Raw genomic sequence first — 21,088 nt, 5'->3', positions numbered from 1 at the left:
CTACCGCGGAAGGAACTACCGCAGACAGGAGGGGCTGCCCATGCGGCGCGCCGTCGCCCTCTGCCACCCCCGCCAGCGGTTCCGTGCCCTGACCATCCTCCTCGTCGGCACACTCCTCGCGCTCACCTCCAGCGCCACCGTTCCGGGAGAGGCGGCCTCCACACCCTCGGGGGTGCTGCAGGGCCGGATTCGCGACGCACGCACGGGCGTCGGCATCGCTACGACCGTCGTGCTCGTCGGCCCGGTCCGGCTGGCCGTGCAGACCTCGCCGTCGGGGTTCTTCAGCGTGGCCGTGCGTCCCGGGCGCTATGAGATCTGGGTGCGGGCCCGTGGTTTCCTCTCCCGGCTCGCCACCACGACCGTGCGCGCCGGGCAGGTCACGCGGACACAGATCACCCTGCCCACCCCGGGCAAAGCGCCGGGACCGCGTCCCAGCCCCACCCCGCAGCCCACCCCGGCCCCGACCCCCCAGCCAGGGCCCACCGCCACCCCGCGTCCACAGCCGACGTCTCGCCCACCGAGCGGGGACATGTTGCCGTGCGGCACGACCCGCGTCTCGGGGCTCCGGGTGCAGGCGGGCGAAACCCTGGCCTTCAATCCCTCCTGCTCGACGACGCTCGAGTCCACGGGCAATGTCATCGTCGAGGGCCGGCTCGTGAGCCAGCCGAACCCCGGAGTGGTTCACGTGCTGCGGTTCGTGGGAATCCGGGAGGACGCGTTCGTGGGCGGCGGCATGGACCCGGTACCCACCGATGTGGGGCTGTGGGTCATGCCCGGCGGCACCCTGGACTTCCGCGGGCAGGCCAAGACCGCGTGGACACGCCTCACCGGGGCGGCGCAGGCGGGACAGACGATGATTGAGGTCCAGGACGCCGACGACTGGCAGGTGGGGGATGAGCTCGTCATCACGGCGACGGTACCGTGGGAGGCGGGTGAGGCCAACGACTTCTGGCGGCAGTTCGACCGGCGGCGGATCTCCAGCCTGGCAGGCAACCGGATCGTGCTCGATGCACCGCTGAGCTACCCTCACCCGGCTGTCACGGTCAACGGGCGAACCTACACCGCCGAGGTCCTCAACCTCACGCGGAACGTGCGCATCGAGGGCACGCCGAGCGGGCGGACGCACGTGTTCATCCGCTCGGACCGGCCGCAGGACATCCGCTACGTGGAGATCGCCTGGACCGGGCCGCGTCGCCCCAACCCCAATGACTCGCGCCTCACGGATGGGATCCTCGGCCGGTACGGGCTGCACTTCCACATGATGGGCAGCGCTTCACGCGGAACGGTGGTCGAGGGCGTCGTGGTGCGGGATTCCGGCGGCCACGCCTTCGTGCCTCACGGGTCGCACGGGATCACGCTGCGGTGGACCATCTCGCACAACACGATGGACACGGCTTACTGGTGGGACCCGGGCGGCTCCCCGCACCACACCCATGAGGCGGTCTGGGAGCACGCGGTGGCCTCCTTCTGGCAGGTGTCCAAGCGGTTTCCCGGTGACGTCCGGGCCACGCGGGAGGCCGGGTTCTCCTTCGGCCGCGGGCTGCGCAACGTCGCCCGCAACCTGGTGGCCGTGAACGGCGAGTGGTGGGGATTCGTTTGGCCGGAAGGCCAGTCGGACGACAACTCCGGCGAGGGGGTCTGGACCTGGGAGACGGGTCTCGCCCACAACAACCGCCGGGGCGGGATCTTCACCTGGCAGAACACGCGCCTCGTCCACGTCGTCACGGGCTTCGTCGGCTACCACCAGGAGCGATGCATCGAGCACGGGGCATACGCCAACCCCTACCGCTACGAACGGTTCACCTGTTACGGCAGCGGCCCCGTCCTGCTCTACGCCATCGGAGACCAGCTCACGTTCCGCGAGGGGATCGTCGACCTGGCCGGACGTTTCCCGTACGCGCTGCGAGCCCAGGACTACGTCTTCCCCGGGGCTGTGCTCTTCGAGCGGATGACCTGGCGCGGATACACCCATGCGGCCGTTCAGCTCGACGTGGGGTCGCCGGAGCGGGAGGCCGTTCGCTGGCGGCTCGTAGACAACACCTTTGGCGGGAATGAGGCCTGGCTCGCGGACTCGATGAACCCGGGGCACGTCGTCGAGATCCGAGATGGCGTCCACGGAGCCCTCGAACTGCGGCGTCGGGACCAGTCCGGGACGTACTTCGAACCCCGCTGGAACGCCCGGGTCACGCGGCTCTGAGCGGCAGGAGCCACATTGCCCTCCGCGGCGGCTGACGGGCGGGGGGGGCGGTCCTACTCCCCAACCTCACGCCGCCAGGTCGCGCAGCGTAAAGGCGGGAGCCTGAGCGGCCGGTCCGCACAGGAAGAGCCGGGACCAGAGCTCGAGCACCAGCAGCGACCAGAGCTGCTGGGCCACGTGCACCGCCATCGGCCCGGTGCGGGCCGCCTGCAGGAGGGTCTGCACGCCCTCGACCTGCACCAGCCCCGCGTCCACGGCGGCGCTCTTCCGGTAGACCTGGGCCATCACGTCCAGCAGCCCATGGCTCATCCAGGCGCGCAACGGAGCGCCAAACCCCCACTTCGGGCGCGCCAGGATCGCCGGGGGCAGCCAGGGCCCCACCGCTCGCTTCAGCAAAATCTTCCAGGTCCGCCGCCAGGGGTTCACCTTCCAGCGTCCAGGAAGTCCGGCGACAAATTCTACCAGACGGTAGTCGAGAAAGGGCGTACGCGCCTCCAGCGAGACCGCCATGCTCATCCGGTCGGTCACGTGGAGAATGTCGTCCGGCAGGTAGGTCACCGCGTCCACGTACATCAGGCGATTGACCGGGTCGGCGTGCGGGACGGCGGCGAACACTTCCCGCAGGTCGAGGGTGTCGTGCACCGCCTCGCCGAGGAGCCGGCGGCGCTCCTGGGCGTGGAAAAGTGAGAGGGTGCGCAGGTAGCGCTGCTCTACGGGCATGGCGTTCCAGGCCAGGCGGCCGCCCAGCTCCGCGTTGACGCGCCTGGCCCAGCGCGCGCCGGCCACCTGCAGCCCCTGCGGCAGCCGTCGGTAGAGGTGGTCCACAGCGCCGCCGTCGAAGTACCGCCGGTAGCCGCCGAAGACCTCGTCGCCCCCGGAACCGGACAGGACCACGCGGAGCTGGCTGGCAGCGAACCGCGAGACCAGATAGGTCGAGACGACGGCCGAGTCGCCGTGCGGCTCATCCATGTGCCAGACCAGCCGAGGCAGCTCCTGCAGGGCATCGTTCACGGTCGCCCGCATCTCGTTGTGCGCGGTGGCATAGCGGTCGGCCACCAGCCGGGCGTAGCGGACCTCGTCGAAGCTGTCCGGACCGAAGTCCACGGTGAAGGTCCGCAGGGGAGTGGCCGATTCCTGTGCCGCCAGGGCTACGATCGCGCTGGAGTCGATCCCGCCGCTCAGGAAGGCGCCCACCGGGACGTCGCTGCGCAGCCGGAGGCGCACAGCGTCACGCAGCAGCTCCCGGACGTGCTCGACGGCCTCCGGTACTGAAACTCGTGCGGGCGTGTAGTAGTCGGCCAGGCGCCAGTACGCGTCCACCCGGGTCCCCATGCGGTCCGCCACCAGGTAGTGGCCGGGGGCGAGCTTGTGTACGTCCTGGAACGGCGTGCGTGGCGCGCGAACGTACATCAGCGCCAGGTAGTCGAGGAGGGCATAGGGGTCCGGACGGCGCTCCACGAAGTCACAGAGCAGGAGCGCCTTCAGCTCGGATGCGAAGGCCAGGCCCCGGGCGTCGTCCCAGTAGTAGAGGGGCTTGACGCCCAGGCGGTCGCGTGCCAGGAACAGGCGCTCGCGCCGGCCGTCCCACAGGGCGAAGGCGAACATCCCGTTGAAGGCGTGCAGGCAGTCGATCCCCCGCTCCTCGTACAGGTGGACGATGACCTCCGTGTCGGAGACCGTGGTGAGGCGGTGGCCGCGCTCGAGGAGCTCGGCGCGCAGCTCCCGGTAGTTGAAGATCTCCCCGTTGAAGACGACGGCGATCGAGCCGTCCTCGTTGTAGACGGGCTGCTGGCCGCCGGCCACGTCGATGATGGAGAGGCGGCGCATGCCCAGGCCGACACGGGGCGTGAGGAGGTACCCCTCCTCCAGCGGCCCGCGGTGCGTCTGTACCGCCGTCATGGTCCGCACCACCTGGGGGTCGACCGCCCCTCGCCTGGCGTAGAGGCCCGCGATGCCGCACATGGCCTACGCTACCCCTGCTCCACGCCGCCACACCGTCAGATCAACCAACAGTGAAACCACGCCCCGTGAGGCATTCGATCGACCAGGGACACCGAGTATCCCGACTGGCGGAAGACCCCCAGCAACGCGTCCGTATCGCCATACCTTGCATGAATCTCCACGATGACGAGCCTGGGGTGCCGACCCAACCGGAAGAGCTGAGGAAAGAAGGCAAACTCGGCCCCCTCGGCGTTGCACTTCACCACCAGGGGCTGAGCGTCCCGGACAACACTCTCCGGGCCAACGATCCTAATCCATCTCCCCCCTTGCTCATCCTGAGGCTGAACCACTCGATACTCCAGGGAGGTCCTTCGCTGGACGAGCTGTCCGAACCCTCGCTGGACCCGACGGCGGCCTCGATGACCTCCGCCCGGTCCACCAAGCCGTTCGCGGCGAGGTTCCTGCGCAGGAGGGCGCAGTTCCAGCTGTCCGGCTCCACCGCGACGACTCTCGCCCCGGGGTACCGGCGCAAGGCTTCCAGGGTGTAGAAACCGTGCCACGCCCCAAGATCGACGACCAGGCCACCGGCGGTCGCCCAGGGCAACGGGGGGAAGTAGATGTGAGCCTTTGCCTGCAGCATCGACTCCAGGACGAGATCGTCCAGTGGGTCCTCACTCATGTAGACCGACAGTCCCGAGCGTGTCCGCAACCAGAAGCGCATGAGGTAATAGCGCTTGATGAGCTTCCTGAGCGCGAGCCTCATGTGATCCGGTGTCAGCTCGCGCAGAGCCGCGTAGTGGATCAGCTTCGCCCTTGCAGCCCCAACAGCTCTCATCAACCGCATGCGCCGTCTCTCGGGTTGACCGACGCCCGCCTGGCCCGGCCAGCGGGAATCCTCTACGCCCGGTAGGCCCACCGGACCCAGGCCTCCGTGCGGTCCATCGCCTCCTCCGTACTCACCCCGGGAGCATAGCCGAGCATCTCCACGGCGCGGTCGATGCTGAAGACGCCCTGGTTGGCCAACGCCCGCGCGATGCCCAGGGGCAGCGGTGGCGCCCCCGGGGCCGGACCCGCACCGTTGAGGGACGCCTCCAGCATGAGGCGGACCGCCCGTTCCCGCAGCTCCTGCTGCCAGCGCAGGGGCAGCACCCGGTCGAAGGCGAACCGGCCGATCCGCTCCAGGGCAGCCACGGGCGCCAGGCCACGCACTGCGCTGCGCAGCGCGGGCTCGCGCAGGACGAGCCCCGCGAGGTGGCGCAGGGAAGGCCGGCGGCGCCGGACCTCCGCCCAGGCCGCCTCCAGCTCCTCCAGACGGATCTCGGGCAGCGGCAGGAGATGGTCCCCCAGGCCCCGCACATGCGCCTCGAGGAAGCGCCGCCAGGTGATCGGACTGCCGTCCGTGACGTGGAAGACCTGCCCGACCGCGCCCGGGTGCGTGGCCGCCAGCAGCATGGCCTGAACCAGGTTGTCCACGTACAGGGGGTTGCAGACCCCCTCCCCGCCGTTCACCAGCGCCAGCCGCCCTTCCCGTGCCAGCCGCACGATCTCCACCGTCCAGGCTCCCCCGTAGGGGCCGTAGACGATCGCCGGACGGAGGATGGTCACCGGCAGCCCCGTGCGGCGGTGGAAGGCCAGCGCGGCCTGCTCGCCGGCGAGCTTGGCGTCGCCGTAGGGATCCCCTGTCGGCCCGCGGGCCATCTCCTCGGTGATCACCCCGGCCGGGAGCGTGACCCCGTGCACCGCCACCGTGCTCAGCAGGACGACGCGCTCCACCTCCGCCTCCAGGGCGGCCTGGAGGACAGCCAGGGTGCCCTGAACCGCCAGCCGCCGCATGCCGCGCTTGCCCCCGGCGAAGCTGAAGGCGCAGTGGTACACCACGCGACAGCCGGCCATGGCCTGGCGCAGGCTCGCCACGTCGAGGACGTCGCCTCCGACCATCCGGACGGGAAGGCGCGCCAGACGTGCTGCCTGCGACCACCGGCGGACCAGGGCGGTCACCTTCGCTCCCTCCTGGACCAGCACTTCAGCCAGCCGTCCGCCGATGAACCCTGTAGCCCCCGTGATGCAGGCCCCCGCAGGCCGCGTGGGCATGGACAACGGCACCGACCAGGGTTCGGGGAGGCGGCCGGCGCGCTCGCGGTAGCACCGTTCGATCAGAGCGACAGTGGGGCGCACGCTCTCCACGGGCACAGGCGAGGGGGCACCGCGCACGGTCGCCGCGAACGCGCGCAGCTGCTGGACGAACATGCCGCTGAAGGTCTCCCGGCCGGCATCGTCGGCGATGAAGACCGGCTGGCCAGCCGCCCAGCGTGGGCTGACGCGTACTTCGTAGGGCGGCGAGACGGTGCACTCCAGCGCGAAGTCCTCGCCGACAATGGTGGCCACGCCCGGCAGGTCGCGCAGCCGGCTGAGCACCACCGTGCCCGATACGGGGCCCTGAGCGACACGCAGCGTCAGGTCGAGGTGGCACTCGGCCTCCACACCACCCCGGCTGTCGTCCCGGTACGTCACGGCCTCGACATCTCCCAGCCACCACAGGAGCAGGTCGAGCATGTGCGACCCGCTGTCGATGAGCACCCCGCCACCGGCCTGCTGGCGGTCCCAGTAGAACCCGGAGGCGGCCGGCCAGCCCGAGGCCACACCGAACTCCAGGGTGAAGCGCTCCAGCCGTCCGAGCCAGTGCTCTGTGAGGATGCGCCGGACCAGGTGCGCCGCCCGGTTGTGCCGGTACATGTAGCCGCCCACGAGCGGCGTGCCGGTCTCACGAACGATCGCCGCCATGGCCTCGAGCTCCGCCGTCGAGGTCGCCAGCGGCTTCTCCATCAGCACCGGCCGGCCCCGGCGCAGCAGCTCCTCCGCCAGCGGCAGGTGCAGGGCGTGCGGCACGGCGACGATCACGCCGTCCACGTCGTCCACCCAGGTCCGGTAGTCCGTGCTCCAGCGAGGGACGTCGAAGCGCCGCGCCAGCAGGGCGGCTCGCGCCGGGTTGGTGTCCGCCAGGGCGACCACCCGGACCTCCGGCACGCGACGCGCCGCGGGGAGGTGGCAGACCTGCGTCACCGCCCCGCAGCCGACGATACCGAGGCGCACCGGTGGCCCCACCACGGTCGCCCTCACAGGTGCGCCCACCGCATCCAGGCCGCGGTGCGCGCCATGCCCTCATGGAAGTCCACCGCGGGAGTGTAGCCGAGCACCTGCCGGGCCCGGGTGATGTCGTAGACCGTGCGCCCCACCATCAGCCGGGCGAGGCTGCGGGAGGGCGGCGGCGGGGAGGCGGCCGCCCCGTTGGCTGGCGCAGCCAGGGCGAGGCGGGCCGCCTGCTCGCGGATCGCCTCCGGCGCGACGAGGCGGCCCAACCGTTCCAGCGTCGCCACCACCGGCAAGGCGCGCACCGTCTCGCGCAGCCGGCTGTCCCGCAGGACGAGGCCGGCCAGGGTGCGCCACGATGTCCGCCGTCCGCGGGCCTGGGCCGCCCAGGCCTGCTCGAGCTCCTGAAGGGTGACGCGCGGCAGTGAGGGGGCGGGCACCTCCAGCGCCCGTGCGTGCGCTTCGATGAAGGCGTGCCAGGTCACGGGGGCCCCGTCGGTCACGTGGAAGGTCTGCCCGGGGGCCCCCGGCGCGGCGGCGGCCAGCAACATCGCCGCCACCAGGTCGTCGACGTACAGGGTGTTGCAGACGCCCCCGGTGTCGGCGATGAGCGCCAGGCGCCCGGCGCGGATCGCCTGGGCGAGGGAGACGGTCCGGCTGCTGAAGGGGCCGTAGACGATCGGCGGCCGCAGAATGACGATCGGCAGTCCGTAGCGGTGGTAGACGTCACGCGCGGCGGCCTCCGCGTCGATCTTCCCGTCGGCATAGTCGTCCCCTTCGTGTCGTACGGGCGTGTCCTCTGAGATCGAACCCGGCGGAGGATCGGCTCCGTAGACCGCCACCGTGCTGAGGAGCACCACACGCTCGACCCCGGCGTTCAGCGCAGCCTGCAGGACGTGCCGCGCGCCCAGGGCCGAGGAGCGCCGGATCGCCCGACCGCCCGCCGCGAAGTCCACGGCGCAGTGGTAGATCGTGCGGCACCCCGCGGCGGCGCGGCGGAGGCTGGCCAGGTCGAGCATGTCGCCGCCCACGAGCTCCACCGGCAGCCGGGCCAGCCGCGCGGCGCGACTCCAGGTGCGCACGAGCGCACGCACCGGCACCCCCTGCGCCGCCAGGACCTCCGCCAGCCGTCCGCCGATGAACCCTGTGGCCCCCGTGACGAGCACCGGACCTGCGGGGCTCGTGACGGAGACCGGACGGTCCCAGGGCTCCAACAGGCTCCCCGCCCGTTCGCGGTAGCAGCGCTCGATCAAGGCGACGGTCGGCAGGACGTCCCGGGCGGAGACAGCCGGAGGGGCTCCCCGGATCGTCCGGGCGAACGCCCGGAGCTGTTCGGCGAACATGCCCACAAAGGTGTCGCTCCCGCCGGGGTCGGCCTGGGAGAGGAAACGCGGATCGTCGCCGTTCCAGGTCTGCGGAGCGATGCGGGCGGCATAGCGGTCGCCCGCCGATCCCCAGTCCACGACGAACTGCTCGCCGTCCAGCCGCACGTGCGAGCGCAGGTGGCGCAGCCGGCTGATCACCACCTCTCCGCGGACCGGGCCGTGCGGGCCCTGGAGGACGAGTCGCATCCAGGCGTCCGCCTCCACCCCGCCCCGGCTGTCGTCGCGGTACTCGACCTCGAGCACGTCCCCGAACCACCACAGGAGGAGATCCAGGAGGTGCGAGCCCGCGTCCACCACCACCCCTCCGCCCGCCTGCTGGCGGTCCCAGAAGAAGCCCGAGGCCACCGGCCAACGGTAGACGCCGCCCCAGCGCGCCACGAAGGTCTGCACGCGGCCGATCCAGCCCGCCTCGAGCATGTGCTTCACGACCCGGGCGGACCGATTGTGCCGGAACATGTAGCCGGGTTGCAGCGGCGTGCCCGTGGCCGCCGCCCGGGCCACCAGCTCCTCGGCCTCCCGCACCGTCACGGCCAGGGGCTTCTCCAGGAGCACGGGCAGGCCGCGCTCGAGGAGCTCGCTCGCCACCGGCACGTGCAGGGCGTGGGGAAGGGCCAGGATGACCCCGTCCACCTCGTCGAGCCAGGCGTGGTAGTCGGTGCTGTACCGCGCAACACCGAACCGCGCGGCCAGGAACCGCGCGCGGGCCAGGTTCAGGTCGGCCAGGGCCACGACCTCCACGTCGGGCACGCTCCTGGCTGCCGGCAGGTGGCAGATCTGCGTCACGGCGCCGCAGCCGACAATGCCGAGGCGCACCGGACGGGCGGTTCTCACGGCTGCGGTTTCTCCCCCGGTGTGCGCACAGCGTCCGGTGCGCGGAGTATATAGATGCTGTTCGCCCGCTCCCCCTCCACCCTGATACGCTCCAGGACGAATCCCCGCTGACGGGTGAACCGCACCACCTCGTCCGGGCTGGCCACCTCGTAGGGCAGCCCGCCCAGCCAGTCGACGATGTCGTGGTAGACATCCATGCCGCGCTCCTTGGGCTGGTTCCATGCCAGCGGGTTCTGGAACTTCCGGAGCCGCTTGAGCATCACCTTGCCGATCTTCTTGTAGATCAGGAGGCGCTTGCCCAAAGGGGACGCGGCATTGTACCGTCGCTTCAAGGCCAGGTCGTCGGCGTAGCTCGGGCCTTTCGTGTAGATCGCCACCCACAACAGGCCGCCGGATCGGACCAGGGTGCAGGTCCGGGCAAGGGCCTCCCACAGAGCCCCGGTGTGGTGCAGCACCCCCCAGGCGTAGACCAGATCAAAGCTCCCGAGGGTGCCGGTGAAGGCCGGATCGAGGATCGAGCCCTGGAGCACCTCCCAGTGCGCCGGGCGACCCGCCCGCTCCCAGAGCTGTCGCGTGGCATCCACGCAGCGGGGATCGACGTCGAACGAGCATACGCGCCGGGCGCCCAGCTGGAGAAACGCCAGCGAGTGGATGCCGGAGCCGGACCCCACGTCGAGGATTGAGGCGTCCCGGACCGTGGCGCTGCCGACCCAATGCTCGATGTCGGCCCGGGCGCGCGCGACTGCGTCCTCGGAAACGCTCTTCAGGTAGTCCAGCCAGTTGCTGCCGAAGGAGAAGGTCACGGACAGCTCCCCACGGCCCATCTTCGGGGAGCGTGATGCGGCTGGAAGGCCACGGGCTAGGTCGATCGGGAGAGCAGGTTTCGTCCCCATGACCGGCGCCCGGCCGCCTTGCCGCGAAGCCACTGCTTGACGCGCCCGCCGGCCAGGTAGACTCGATGGGCCAGCGCCGCGCCGGGCCGCCCCAGCAGCGTGCTCAGGTACAGCCCCCAGTGGACCACGCCCAGGGGCCGCGCGGCGATGGCGCGCGCCAGGGCCTGGCGCGTTTCCCGGAAGCGACCCTGCTGGAGATAGGCCAGCGCCAGCCGGTGGTTCCAGTCGATGCGCAGGGCCCGGGAGGCGTGCTGCTCCTGGTCGTACTTGCGGGCGAGCTGCTCCAGCCCCCGCAGGAGCACCGCCCCCGCGGAGAGCCGGACCGGAGCGTCGTTGTGGATGACCACGAGCGGGTCGTCGATGAACGCCAGGGAGGTCCGGCAGAGCAGCCGGGCCATGAAGTCCACGTCCTCCCGCGACGTCAGGCCCTCGTCGAACCCCACCATGCGCGCCAGGTCTGCCCGCACGAGGAGGGCGGCCATGTTCACTCCCTCCCGCGAGCGCAGGAAGGTCAGGTAGTCTCGTCCGCGCAGCTGGGGCGGCTGGTCCCGGTGGGCGCCGTTGGCTACGATGCGCAGCCCGCACTCCACCGCCCCCACCTCTGCCGGAGCCGCCGCCAGCGCCGCCACCTGTCGCTCCAGCTTGACCGGCAGGTACTCGTCGTCGGAATCCAGGAAGGTGACGAAGTGGCCGCGGCTCAAACGCAACCCCAGGTTGCGGGCCGCGGAGACGCCCCGGTTGCGCGGCTGCCGGATGTAGCGGACCCGAGCGTCCCCCGCGGCCCGGACTCGCTCCGCGGTGTCGTCGGTGGAGCCGTCGTCCACGACGAGCACTTCGTAGTCCGGGAGGGTCTGGCTAAGGACGCTCCGCAGGGCCCGGTCCAAAAAGCTCGCCCGGTTGTAGGTCGGCAGGATGACGCTGACCAGCGGCCTCGCCGGGGAGGATGGGCTCATGCCAGGACGCCCCCCGTCCGGACGCGAAGGCGCTGCAGCACTCGCGCCACCCGTCCGTAGACGGCGTAGAATCGGTCGAAGGCCACCGGCTGGAGGGCGACTGCCGCCAGCATGAGCCAGCGCGGAGCGCTCCACGGCCAGGACGCGACCGAGCGCCGCAGGAGCTGCCGTGCCCGCGGCAGGTCTCCCCGTCCGATGCAGTACGCCGCCAGGCGATGGAGCAATCGCGCCCGCACGCGCGGCGACAGGACCTCCGTCCCCTCGTACTTGGCCAGCACGTATTCCAGCCCGCGCATCAGGTTCGCGGCGGTGGACATGCGCGGCCCCCGGTGGCTGTAGTGGACGACCAGCGGCTGCGGCACGACGGCGGTCACCCGGCAGCGACGCAGGAGCCGGAGGACGAAGTCCCAGTCCGACATCGAGAAGCGGATCGCTTCATCGAACCCGGTCGCGAGCGCAGCCTCGCGGGGAATCAGCAGGGTGGCCAGGTTGATCCCGCGGGCGACCAGCCCGAACTGTTCCGGCGACTTGCGGTAGAGCACCGGGGCCAGGTCCCGCTCACGCCCGTCGGGCAGGACGAGCCGCATCCCGCACTCCACCGCCTCCCCTCGCTGCCGGAGCGCACGGACCTGCGCGGCCAGTTTCTCCGGGCGGTACTCGTCGTCGGAATCCAGGAAGGTGACATAGGGAGCGCGGGCAAGTGTGAGGCCCACCTGGCGTGCCGCCGCCACGCCGCGGTTGTGCTCCCCTCGGACGTAGCGGATCCGTCCGTCGACGAACTGCTGCAGGACTGCACCTGTCGCGTCCACTGAGCCGTCGTCCACGATGACGAGCTCCCAATCCGGAAACGTCTGCCGCAACGTGCTCTCGACGGCCCGCGGGAGCACTGCGGCCCGGTTGTAGGTGGGCAGGACGACGCTGACGGCCGGGGCGGGCTCCGCGCTCACGCCTACTCCCTGAAGTCCGCCGGGACGGGCTGGCGGCGCCAGAGGTCGAAGAGCGGCGGCTGGCGGCGGTTCTCGTGATCCTCGTCGTCGAGGATCTGCTCCATCTCGCAGAACAGCTCGATGCGGAAACGGTCGGGGTCGAGCAGGTAGACCGAGATGTTATTGCCCAGAGCGTGACGCACGGGGCCCACCTCGACCGGGTACTCCTGGTGGGCGATCCAGTCGAGGATCCCCTTCAGGTGCTCCCAGGAGCCGATGTCAAAGCCCTGGTGGTGGAAGCGTGCGCGCCCGTGGGCAAAGAGCGAGATGTTGTGGTGCTCCGGGAGGCAGCGGAGCGAGGCCTGCCGGCCCGGACTCCAGTCCGAGACCCGAAACCCTACCGCCCGGAAGAACTCCAGGTCGCGATCCACGTCCGGGGAGTTGAAGGCGAAGTGGGCCTGGCGCAGGACGGGGAAGGGACCGTTGCTCACCAGCACCGGGAGGCGGTCCATGGCCCGGTAGACCTCGTGCCAGAACCCCATGGGGTCCTGGAACTGGAAGGCCCGGCCCCGCCGGCCCGGCTCGGGCGGGGCGTCGCGCACCGGGACGCCCCGCCGGGCCAGGGCATCGTGCAGAGCCTCGGTCTCCTGGTCGCTGTCCGTCTCCCATCCGGCGTGATGGAGTCCCGACCGGCCGGTGCCATGCAGCTCCAGGCAGTGGTGCTCGAACTGCGACCGGAGGTAGACGACGCCCTCCCCCTCTTCGACACGCACCAGGCGGAGGATCCGGGTGTAGAAGTCCACCGCCCGGCCCAGGTCCGCCACCTCGAGGGCCAGATGGCCCGGGCGCCGGATGCGACACGGCGGGCGCGCCCCGCCATCGAGGCGGGCGCGCAGCTCGGGGTTCACGAGACGCGTGGTCCCCACGTCCATGATCGGCCTCCCATCGTCAGGACCGCGCTGGTGTCGGGCGCGCCGGGTCCTCCCCGGACACCGGGGCCGCCTCCAGGAACTCCCCCAGGATGCGGCCGGCAATGCGGTCCCAGGCGAAGCGTTCCCGCAGCTCCCGGCCCCGTCGCACGGCCCGACGCCGGTACTCCGGGTAGCGGGCGATGACCTCGGCCAGCGCCACGCGCAACGCCCCCACGTCTCCGGGGGGGACGCAGCGCCCGGCATCGGCGATCAGGTCGGCCTGGTTCCCTCCACACGAGGCCACACAGGGCAGGCCCTTGATGAGCCCCTCGACGAAGGCGTGTCCAAATGCTTCCTTGTAACCGGGGACCACCAGGATCTGGGCCGCGGAGTAGACGTCGTCCATGGCCTCGCGAGGCACCCAGCCCAACATCCGCACTCCCGCCGGGGGCCGGACGAACGGCCTGCAGCCCGCGATGAGGAGTTCCAGGTCGGGGAACCGACGGCGCAGCTGCTGGAAGGCGCGCAACACCAGCGGGCCGCCCTTCATCTCCCACTCCCGCCCCACGAAGAGCAGGGCACGGCACCGGTCGGCTTGGACGGGCCCGGTGAGCGGGACGTTGGGCCCGCCGCCGACCACACTGACGCGCCACCGCGGGACGCCGTACTCCCGTTCCAGCACGTCTTGTGTTGCCGGACCCATCACGAAGACCCGTTCCGCCCGCTGGAGGAACACCCGCTCCCGGGCCCGCCACGCCGGTGTGAACCGCGACGCGTAGACCCCGTCCCGGGTCGCCCCCTCGGCGCTGACCCGATCGGTGTAGACGGCGTACCGTGGCCCCGCCCTGTCCAGCACGAAGGCTGAGAGGGTCTGCAGGAACAGGACGGGACGGTGTGGCGCAAGGAACCCGTGCTCCTCCGCCCACTGCTGACAGGCCCGGGACCAGGCCCCCGTCTTCACCCAGGGCGTCCCCCTGCCCGTTCGCTGCGCTTCCCACGTCGCGCGCACCCGGGCGCGCAGCAACGCGGGGCGCCGCGCCAGGCGGAGCAGGTCCAGGTCGACCACCGACATCCGCGCGGCCAGGGCGCCGCGCAGCGATGCCGTGCACCCGGAGAACTGCCCGTGGTGGACCAAGGCCACGGATGGTCGCAGCCTCATGGACGGACTGGCGGTCATCGGATCACCCGGAGGATGCGCCGACCTCCTCCGCGGCCGCCGAGGCCGGCAAGACCCTGACCCACGCCCGGGCCTGGGCCGTGTGTCCCGGCCCGTCCATCCGCAGGTAGCGATAGCGCCGCCCTCGGGCGATGAGCGCTTCCCCGCGGATCGTCCCGGGCAACTCCCGCCGGATCCGCGGGATGACCGCGGTGTGGTCGAAGAAGCGACACGAGAACAGGTCGAAGTGCGCCCGACGGTCCCCGGGGAAGACGTGCAGGGCGAGGTGACTCTCCGCGATCATGGTCATCGCGCTAACGTGCTGCCGGCCGTCCGCCGTCCGGCCCCGCAGGACGTACGGACGCATGATCGGTGTCATCCCGATCACCCCCGGCAGCCGGTCGAACAGGTCGAACACCTCGTCCAGGTGGGCCGGGCCGGCGTAGTCCATGAGGTCCAGGAAGTAGTGCGGGCCGAAGTCGGCCTCCGGGTCCGCCTCGGGCGCCTCGACCGGAGTCCCGTCACGGGACAGGGCACTGACAGCGGTGATGGCGCACGGGAAGGCGGCCTGCAAGTGCCGATACAGCCGCTCGGCATCGAACGCCCGCGGCGAGACGACGTCAGCAAAATACGTCTCACGGAAGGAGAAGGTGTGGATGGTGCAGTGGCCGCCTTCCAGGAACACGAACGCGCTGATGCCGCAGTCCTCGGGGACCACGCCGTTGTAGTAGGGGAGCAGGAACGCCGGCATCGTCGGCTGCAACTCGAGGATCACGGGCAGTCCCTCCAGGACTTCCTGGACGAGCCGAATGTCGTCGAAGCGCGAACGGTACCCGCGGAAGCCGTCGAGGGTAACGTGGTACACGGACGTCAGGCCCCCTCGCCGGGCTCACCGGCCCGCCACCACGCCGGCAGGTCGCGGCAGACCTCCTCGAGCTGCATGAGGTAGACGACGACCGGCAACACCCAGCGGGGGGCTCCCCGGGCCAGCGCGGCGAGGAGTGTGGGGACCAGCGTCGCCCGGAACGCCGTGGGCCGGGCGAGCACCTCGCGGAGCACCTCCAGGGTGAAGGACCGATGACGCACCGGCCGCCGCAGGGCCGCCGCATCCTTCGAGGGGTAGGGAAAGGCGGCGTAGCGGGGATGCCCCCGCGCGATCGTCTCCGTGTGGAACCGGTGGCCCAGCAGCATCTCCCCAGGCAGCGACGTCAGGAAGTCGTAGAGATCGTGGTCCAGGTAGGGACTGTAGACGAGGTCGACCCCGCGCAGCAGGCCGTAGGGGGCCAGGGCGGTCTCGCGGCGGGTGAGGCTCCAGAAGAGGAAGGTCCCCACCGGATTGGGCGCGCCCGCGAAGGCGCGCAGCTCCGCCACCAGGCGCGCGTGGACCCGGTCGCGGTCGGCCGCCCCCGCCCACATCGGCGGGATGAGCGTGCGGAGGAGAGCCTCCTCCCGCTCGTCGAGCCAGCGGTCTGCCAGCTCGCCCAGCCGCCCCTCCCGGTAGAGGCGCAGCCCCTCCGCGTCGAGCAGCGGGTCCTCGGAGAGCCCGTCGCCGGCGATCCCGTCGTACACGGCCGTGGCGTGGCCCTTCAGGTAGTCGGCCACCGCGACGTACCACCCATGCTCGTCTGTGCAGAAGCCGGTCAGCAGGTTCTTGCGGCGCTCGGCGCGCAGCGCCGAAGGGGACTGCGGGACCAGCACGTGCTCCACCCTGACGGCTTCGGCCAGGGCCCGGGCGAGCTCCACGTCCTCGCTGGGCGCGTGACGGCCCAGCATGGACGGAAAGGACCGGTAGGTGGTGACGCACCGCCGGGGTGGGGTGCCCTGTGCGCACAGTTCCAGGAGGATGTGCCGGGAATCCCGCCCGCCGCTCAGGGTCACCACCGCCTCCTCCGTCGGGGGACGGCGGCGGATCGCCTGCCGGAACAGCTCGACGTAGGCGTCGATGGCGGCCCTCCGGGTGATGGTCTGCTCCGGGCTGCCGGCGTAGCGCCCGCTGACCTCGAGCTGCCCGTCGCGCCAGATGAACGTCGCGTCGGGCGGCACGGCCCGGATGGCCCGGAACGGTGTTTCATCGTCCAGAAAGTAGCCCAGCCGCAGGAAGACGCCGAGGGCCGTCTCGTCCACTTCCCGCGACACCCCGGCGCGCAGAAGCCGCGGGATGGAGGGAGAGAGGCGGAGCTCGCCCGGAGCGGCGGCATAGTACAGCGGATAGCACCCGTAGCGGTCGTTCTCCACGCGCAGGACACGGCCGTCCCAGGACCAGGCTGCGAAGACGCCGTCCGGCTTCTCCCCCGCTCCCCGGGGAACCCGGTGACCCAACGTCACCGCCGGGTTCCCCCGCACCGTCACCCCACCGTCCTCCAGGCGCAGGTGCACGTAGGGCTCCTCTTCGATCGGCACGGAGCCCGAGGACAGCGCAGAGGGTACGGGAGCTGCGGTGGTCACGGATCCCTCCCCGCCGCCGACGGGCGTTCAGCGCCCCCCTGGAGGCGGCGGCACGTCGTGGCGACCAGGGCGGTCGGTCGTGGAGGAGGGTATTGCGTCCGGATCGGACGCGACGCCCTCCGCCCCCAACCCCGGCCGCGACCGCCCCGCCAGGAACGCCCCGATGCCTTCCTCGATCCAGCCCCCCTGCTGCAGGTAGGTCAGCTCCCGCACCTTGGCGTTGGCGAAGGCCAGCGCGGCGTCGGGGTCCATCCCCAGGCTGTGGCGGAAGAGCTCCTTGGTCAGGCGCAGCGCGTGGGGGTCTTTCGCCCGCAGGGCGGCGGCCACGGCGTAGGTCTCCGCGGCCAGCTGCGCCCGCGGCACCGCCCGGTTCACCAGCTTCAGCTCCGCCGCCCGGCGGCCGTCGAACGGCTCGCCCAGCAGCATGTGCCACAGGGCGTCGCGCGGGTGGAGGACGCGCCCCATGGCCATGGCCACCGGCCCGGCCGGGATGCCCTTGAAGTTCACCTCGGAGAGGCCGAAGAGCGCCTCCTCGGCGGCCAGGGCCAGGTCGCAGGCCGCCACCACCGGCAGCGCCCCGCCGAAGCAGTACCCGTTCACCATGGCGATGGTGGGCGCGGGGAAGAGCCGCAGCTTGCGGTCGCGCCACTCCTGGGAGATGACGCGGTTGCGGTCCACCTCCCGGGGCCGGTCCTTGAGGTCGTAGAAGTACTCCTTCAGGTCCATTCCGGCGCTGAAGGCGTCCCCCGCTCCGGTGATGACCAGCACGCGCACCCGGTCGTCCGCGGCCAGGGCCGTGAGCGCCGCGTGCATCTCCCGGTGCAGCGTGGGGTTCATGGCGTTCTTCTTCTCGGGCCGGTTGAAGGTGACCGTCACGATCCCGTCGTCGTCCCTCACCAGGATGGTCTCGTACCGCCCCTCCATCAGGTCTGCCTCCTCGACGGGGCGCCGCTCAGAGGGTCCAGCGCAGGACCCGCCGCTCCACCGCCCGCACCGCCCCCATGAGGGCGGTGGCCAGCAGGGCGATCCCCAGGATCAACGCACAGAGCACGTCCATGCGGAAGGCGCCCCCGTAGTACATGAGCAGCCCGCCGATCCCCACGATGGAGATGAGCATCTCGCCGAGGACCGCGCCGTTCACGGCCCGGCCGATCCCCGCGCGCAACCCGGTCAGGACGAGCGGCAGCGCAGCGGGGAGGACGACCCGCCGCAGCAGCACCGCCTCCCCGGCGCCGAAGGCACGCGCCATCTCCACCAGCCCCGGCGGCACGGCCCGCACGCCGGCGCGGACGTTCACCGTTACCACGAAGACGCTGAAGAGCACCACCGTGGCCAGGATGCTCTCCGGCCCCAGGCCGAAGAGGAGGATGAGCACCGGCACCTTGGCGGCGGCGGGGGTGACCTGGAAGAGGTCGACGTACAGGCCCGCCACGGCGTCCACCCAGCGGGAGCGCCCCATGAGGACGCCCAGCACCGTCCCCACCAGGGCGGCCAGGGCGAACCCCGCCAGCACCGCGGCCAGGGTGCGCAGGCCGTGCCGCCACAGCTCCCCGCGCGCGGCCAGCAGCACGGCCGCGTCCGCCACCCGGGAGAGCGGTGGGACGAAGGGGAAGCGCCCCGAGCGGCCCACCACCTCCCAGCCCGCGGCGAGCGGGACCAGCGTCAGGACCCAGGGGGTGCGTTCGGCCGCCCGACGCTGCCGGTCCGGCCAGGGGCGCCTCACAGGCGCACGAAGCCCCGCAGGCACGCCCACACCTCCTCCACGAGCTCGGCGAAGCGCGCCGAACGGCGCACGCTCTGGTCCCGCGGCCGCGGCAGGGGAATCGGCACCTCCTCGATGATCCGCCCCGGGCGCGGACTCATCACCAGCACCCGGTCGGCCAGGTAGACCGCCTCGGCCATGTCATGGGTGACGAGCACGACGGTGGTCGGGCGCCGCTGCCACAGGGCCAGCAGCTCGTCTTGCAGCAGCATCCGGGTCTGCGCGTCCAGCGCCCCGAAGGGCTCGTCCAGCAGGAGCACCTGCGGGTCCACCACCAGGGCCCGGGCCAGTCCCACCCGCTGCTGCATCCCGCCCGACAGCGCCTGGGGGTAGTAGCCCTCGAAACCGTCCAGCCCCACCAGCGCGATGGCGGCGCGCGCGCGGCGCTCGCGCTCCGGCGAGGGGATGCGCCGGATCTCCAGCGGGAAGGCGACGTTCTCCAGCACGGTGGCCCAGGGCAGCAGGGCGAAGTCCTGGAAGACCACCGCCCGATCCGGGCCCGGACCGGTGACGCGGCGGCCGAAGACCCGCACCTCGCCGCCGTCGGCCGGGGTCAGCCCGTCCAGCACGCGCAGCAGCGTCGTCTTCCCGCAGCCGCTCGGGCCGATGACGGCGACGAACTGCCGCGGCGGGACGACGAAGCTCAGGCGCTCCAGCACCGGCAGCGGCTCGCCCTCCGGGCCGCGGAAGGCCTTCACCACCTCTCGCACCTCGATGGCGGGGACGATCAGCTCCACGGGGCCAGCCTCCGTTCCACCCACGTCATCAGCCGCGCCACGCCCAGCCCGATGCCCAGGACGGCCAGGACCACGGCGAAGAGGTTGGCGTTGTCGAAGGTGGCGCTGTAGGTGCTGATGAGCCGCCCCAGCCCCACCGCGATGATGATCAGCTCCGAGACGACCATCCCCACCACCGCCCGGGCGGAGGCCAGCCGCAGCCCGGCGCCGATGGCCGGCATCGCCGCCGGCAGAATCACCCGCCGGAAGACCATCCCCTCCCCGGCGCCGAAGGACCGGGCCATCTCCACCAGCCGGACCGGCGCCAGCCGCACCCCGGCGGCGGTGTTCAGGATGAGCAGCGGCAGGGCGAAGGCGACGATGGTGGCCACGCGCGCGGCCAGCCCGATGCCGAAGGCGATGACGAAGACCGGAACCATGGGCGAAGCCGGCACCGCCAGCAGGAAGCCCAGGTACGGCTCGGCGATCCGCCCCGCCAGCGGGTAGCGGCCGCAGGCGAGGCCCAGCGGGATGCCGAGGGCGACCAGCAGGACCAGCCCCACCGCCAGCGCCTCCAGCGTCGTGGCGCACGCCGCCCAGAACCGCGCGTCCGTCAGTTGCCGGGCCAGGGCCTGCAGCACCGCCGAGGCCGGCGGGAGGGTCAGCGTCCCGGCGGCGCGCCGTCCCAGCGCCTCCCACCCGACCAGGCAGAGCAGCAGCGAGCCCCACCGGGCCAGGCGGTAGCGGTCCGGGCGTATCCCGGCCGGCAGGCGCATCCGCATCCGCGCCGCCCACTCCCGTGAAGCCACGAACACGCTCATGTCCTCAGCGTGCACTCCACTCGCACGACGGCCGCTCAGTCTCGCCCGACGTCCTCACCGACGCCCCAAGACGCGGAGGACATCCTGGAGCGGGCTCAGGTCGGCGTACGCCTCGGGGTCGTCAGGGGCACCCGGCGGCAGCGCCTCGATGCTCTTCAGGAAGGCGATCATCTCCCGCACGACGTCGTATCCAGGGATCCCCCCGTTCACGTCCCAGATGCCGCGGGCGACGAAGGCGCGCACGGTCGCCTCGGCAAACGCGCGGTCCTCGTCGGGGAAGAGCTGCAGCGTCCGCACCACCGCCCACTCCGGCCCGGCGGCGATGCGCCGGTGGGTGTCCAGCAGCACCCGCAGGACGTCCCGGATCTCCTGCGGCCGGGCGGCCAGCCACTCGCGGCGGGCCACCAGCACCGAGTCCAGCACCGGCAGGTCCTTGAAGTCGAGCAGGACGTGGAAGCGGCCCGGGGCGGTCAGGTCGAGGCGGATGGCGTCGGTGAGGAAGAGGCTCGTGGCGTCCACCTCGCCCCGCAGCAGGGCCTGCGCCCGCGCCGGGGAGCCCGGGATGACCAGGATCTGGGGGGCGGCGATGCGGTGCCGGCGGACGGCAAACTGCACCACGGTGTTGGACATGGACGAAAGGCTGTGCACGGCGATGCGCTTGCGGTCGAGCTGGCGGGGGGCGGTGATGGTCCGGGGCGTCACCAGCACCCACTGGTTCAGCCCGGGAGCGGCCACCATGGCCACCCGCGCCCCGCGGGCGACCGCGTTGGCCGGGGTGGTGGGCTCGGCCCGCACCAGGTCCACCTCGCCGCGCAGCAAGGCCTGCAGCGCCAGCTCGGGGCGGGGGAAGAAGACGGGCGGGGCCTCGTAGCCCCGGTCGCGCATCCGCTCCAGGGCGATGAGGGTGGCGGCGTAGGTGAGCTGCCGCACGCCCGAGAAGCCCACGGGCAGCCGCGACTGCTTCGCGAGAGCGGAGCCTCCGAGGAGGCCAGCCAGGAGGACCAGCACGGCGGCCAGGAGGGTCAGGCGGATCAGGGTCATGGGACTCACGCTCCTCACGGTGT

General features: G+C 71.9%; 17 protein-coding genes. 1 reads left to right on the top strand and 16 read right to left on the bottom strand.

From position 1 onward, the window contains the following. Window positions 1-40: 40 nt before the first annotated feature. On the top strand, window positions 41-2,197 hold the full coding sequence (locus RB146_02715; GenBank protein MDQ7827893.1) for a carboxypeptidase-like regulatory domain-containing protein: 2,157 nt from the start codon (window positions 41-43) through the stop codon (window positions 2,195-2,197). Between the two features lie 66 nt (window positions 2,198-2,263). Here RB146_02715 and asnB read toward each other — a convergent pair whose 3' ends face one another. From asnB to RB146_02635, 16 genes are all read right to left on the bottom strand, one after another. Further along, a complete protein-coding gene (asnB, locus tag RB146_02710; protein ID MDQ7827892.1) occupies window positions 2,264-4,159 on the bottom strand; it encodes an asparagine synthase (glutamine-hydrolyzing) in 1,896 nt (631 codons plus the stop codon). 238 nt (window positions 4,160-4,397) lie between these two features. Next, window positions 4,398-4,982: an FkbM family methyltransferase gene (locus RB146_02705; GenBank protein MDQ7827891.1), complete on the bottom strand. Its 585-nt coding sequence runs from the start codon at window positions 4,980-4,982 to the stop codon at window positions 4,398-4,400. 53 nt (window positions 4,983-5,035) lie between these two features. After that, window positions 5,036-7,255 (bottom strand): NAD-dependent epimerase/dehydratase family protein, encoded by a 2,220-nt coding sequence (locus RB146_02700; GenBank protein MDQ7827890.1) that lies wholly within the window; start codon window positions 7,253-7,255, stop codon window positions 5,036-5,038. Beyond that, window positions 7,252-9,441 (bottom strand): NAD-dependent epimerase/dehydratase family protein, encoded by a 2,190-nt coding sequence (locus tag RB146_02695; GenBank protein MDQ7827889.1) that lies wholly within the window; start codon window positions 9,439-9,441, stop codon window positions 7,252-7,254. The genes RB146_02700 and RB146_02695 overlap by 4 nt, the downstream gene beginning before the upstream one ends. Next, window positions 9,438-10,244 carry a class I SAM-dependent methyltransferase gene (locus tag RB146_02690; GenBank protein ID MDQ7827888.1) on the bottom strand — a complete coding sequence of 269 codons (807 nt, stop codon included), beginning with the start codon at window positions 10,242-10,244 and terminating at the stop codon, window positions 9,438-9,440. The genes RB146_02695 and RB146_02690 overlap by 4 nt, the downstream gene beginning before the upstream one ends. A 56-nt stretch (window positions 10,245-10,300) precedes the next feature. After that, complete coding sequence (locus RB146_02685) at window positions 10,301-11,287, bottom strand: glycosyltransferase family 2 protein (GenBank protein MDQ7827887.1); 987 nt, start codon at window positions 11,285-11,287, stop codon at window positions 10,301-10,303. After that, window positions 11,284-12,234 (bottom strand): glycosyltransferase family 2 protein, encoded by a 951-nt coding sequence (locus tag RB146_02680; GenBank protein MDQ7827886.1) that lies wholly within the window; start codon window positions 12,232-12,234, stop codon window positions 11,284-11,286. Before RB146_02680 ends, RB146_02685 begins: the two co-directional genes overlap by 4 nt. A 2-nt stretch (window positions 12,235-12,236) precedes the next feature. Continuing rightward, entirely contained in the window at window positions 12,237-13,145 is a 909-nt protein-coding gene (locus tag RB146_02675) for a VOC family protein (protein ID MDQ7827885.1), read from the bottom strand. Window positions 13,146-13,161: 16 nt separating this feature from the next. After that, on the bottom strand, window positions 13,162-14,265 hold the full coding sequence (locus tag RB146_02670) for a glycosyltransferase family 4 protein (GenBank protein ID MDQ7827884.1): 1,104 nt from the start codon (window positions 14,263-14,265) through the stop codon (window positions 13,162-13,164). Between the two features lie 40 nt (window positions 14,266-14,305). Further along, window positions 14,306-15,145 carry an S-adenosylmethionine decarboxylase gene (locus tag RB146_02665; GenBank protein ID MDQ7827883.1) on the bottom strand — a complete coding sequence of 280 codons (840 nt, stop codon included), beginning with the start codon at window positions 15,143-15,145 and terminating at the stop codon, window positions 14,306-14,308. A gap of 5 nt (window positions 15,146-15,150) precedes the next feature. Continuing rightward, on the bottom strand, window positions 15,151-16,725 hold the full coding sequence (locus tag RB146_02660; protein MDQ7827882.1) for an asparagine synthetase B family protein: 1,575 nt from the start codon (window positions 16,723-16,725) through the stop codon (window positions 15,151-15,153). A gap of 27 nt (window positions 16,726-16,752) precedes the next feature. Further along, window positions 16,753-17,649 (bottom strand): p-hydroxycinnamoyl CoA hydratase/lyase, encoded by an 897-nt coding sequence (locus RB146_02655; protein MDQ7827881.1) that lies wholly within the window; start codon window positions 17,647-17,649, stop codon window positions 16,753-16,755. Window positions 17,650-17,677: 28 nt separating this feature from the next. Continuing rightward, complete coding sequence (locus RB146_02650) at window positions 17,678-18,448, bottom strand: ABC transporter permease (protein MDQ7827880.1); 771 nt, start codon at window positions 18,446-18,448, stop codon at window positions 17,678-17,680. Beyond that, on the bottom strand, window positions 18,445-19,224 hold the full coding sequence (locus RB146_02645; GenBank protein MDQ7827879.1) for an ABC transporter ATP-binding protein: 780 nt from the start codon (window positions 19,222-19,224) through the stop codon (window positions 18,445-18,447). The genes RB146_02650 and RB146_02645 overlap by 4 nt, the downstream gene beginning before the upstream one ends. Continuing rightward, window positions 19,215-20,024 (bottom strand): ABC transporter permease, encoded by an 810-nt coding sequence (locus RB146_02640; GenBank protein MDQ7827878.1) that lies wholly within the window; start codon window positions 20,022-20,024, stop codon window positions 19,215-19,217. The genes RB146_02645 and RB146_02640 overlap by 10 nt, the downstream gene beginning before the upstream one ends. 54 nt (window positions 20,025-20,078) lie before the next feature. Then, window positions 20,079-21,065 carry an ABC transporter substrate-binding protein gene (locus RB146_02635; GenBank protein ID MDQ7827877.1) on the bottom strand — a complete coding sequence of 329 codons (987 nt, stop codon included), beginning with the start codon at window positions 21,063-21,065 and terminating at the stop codon, window positions 20,079-20,081. Window positions 21,066-21,088 lie beyond the last annotated feature (23 nt).

This window comes from Armatimonadota bacterium, from assembly GCA_031081585.1.
In the GTDB taxonomy this organism is placed as follows: Bacteria; Sysuimicrobiota; Sysuimicrobiia; order Sysuimicrobiales; family Humicultoraceae; genus Geohabitans; species Geohabitans tengchongensis.
This window is presented reverse-complemented; position numbering and strand designations above follow the sequence as displayed.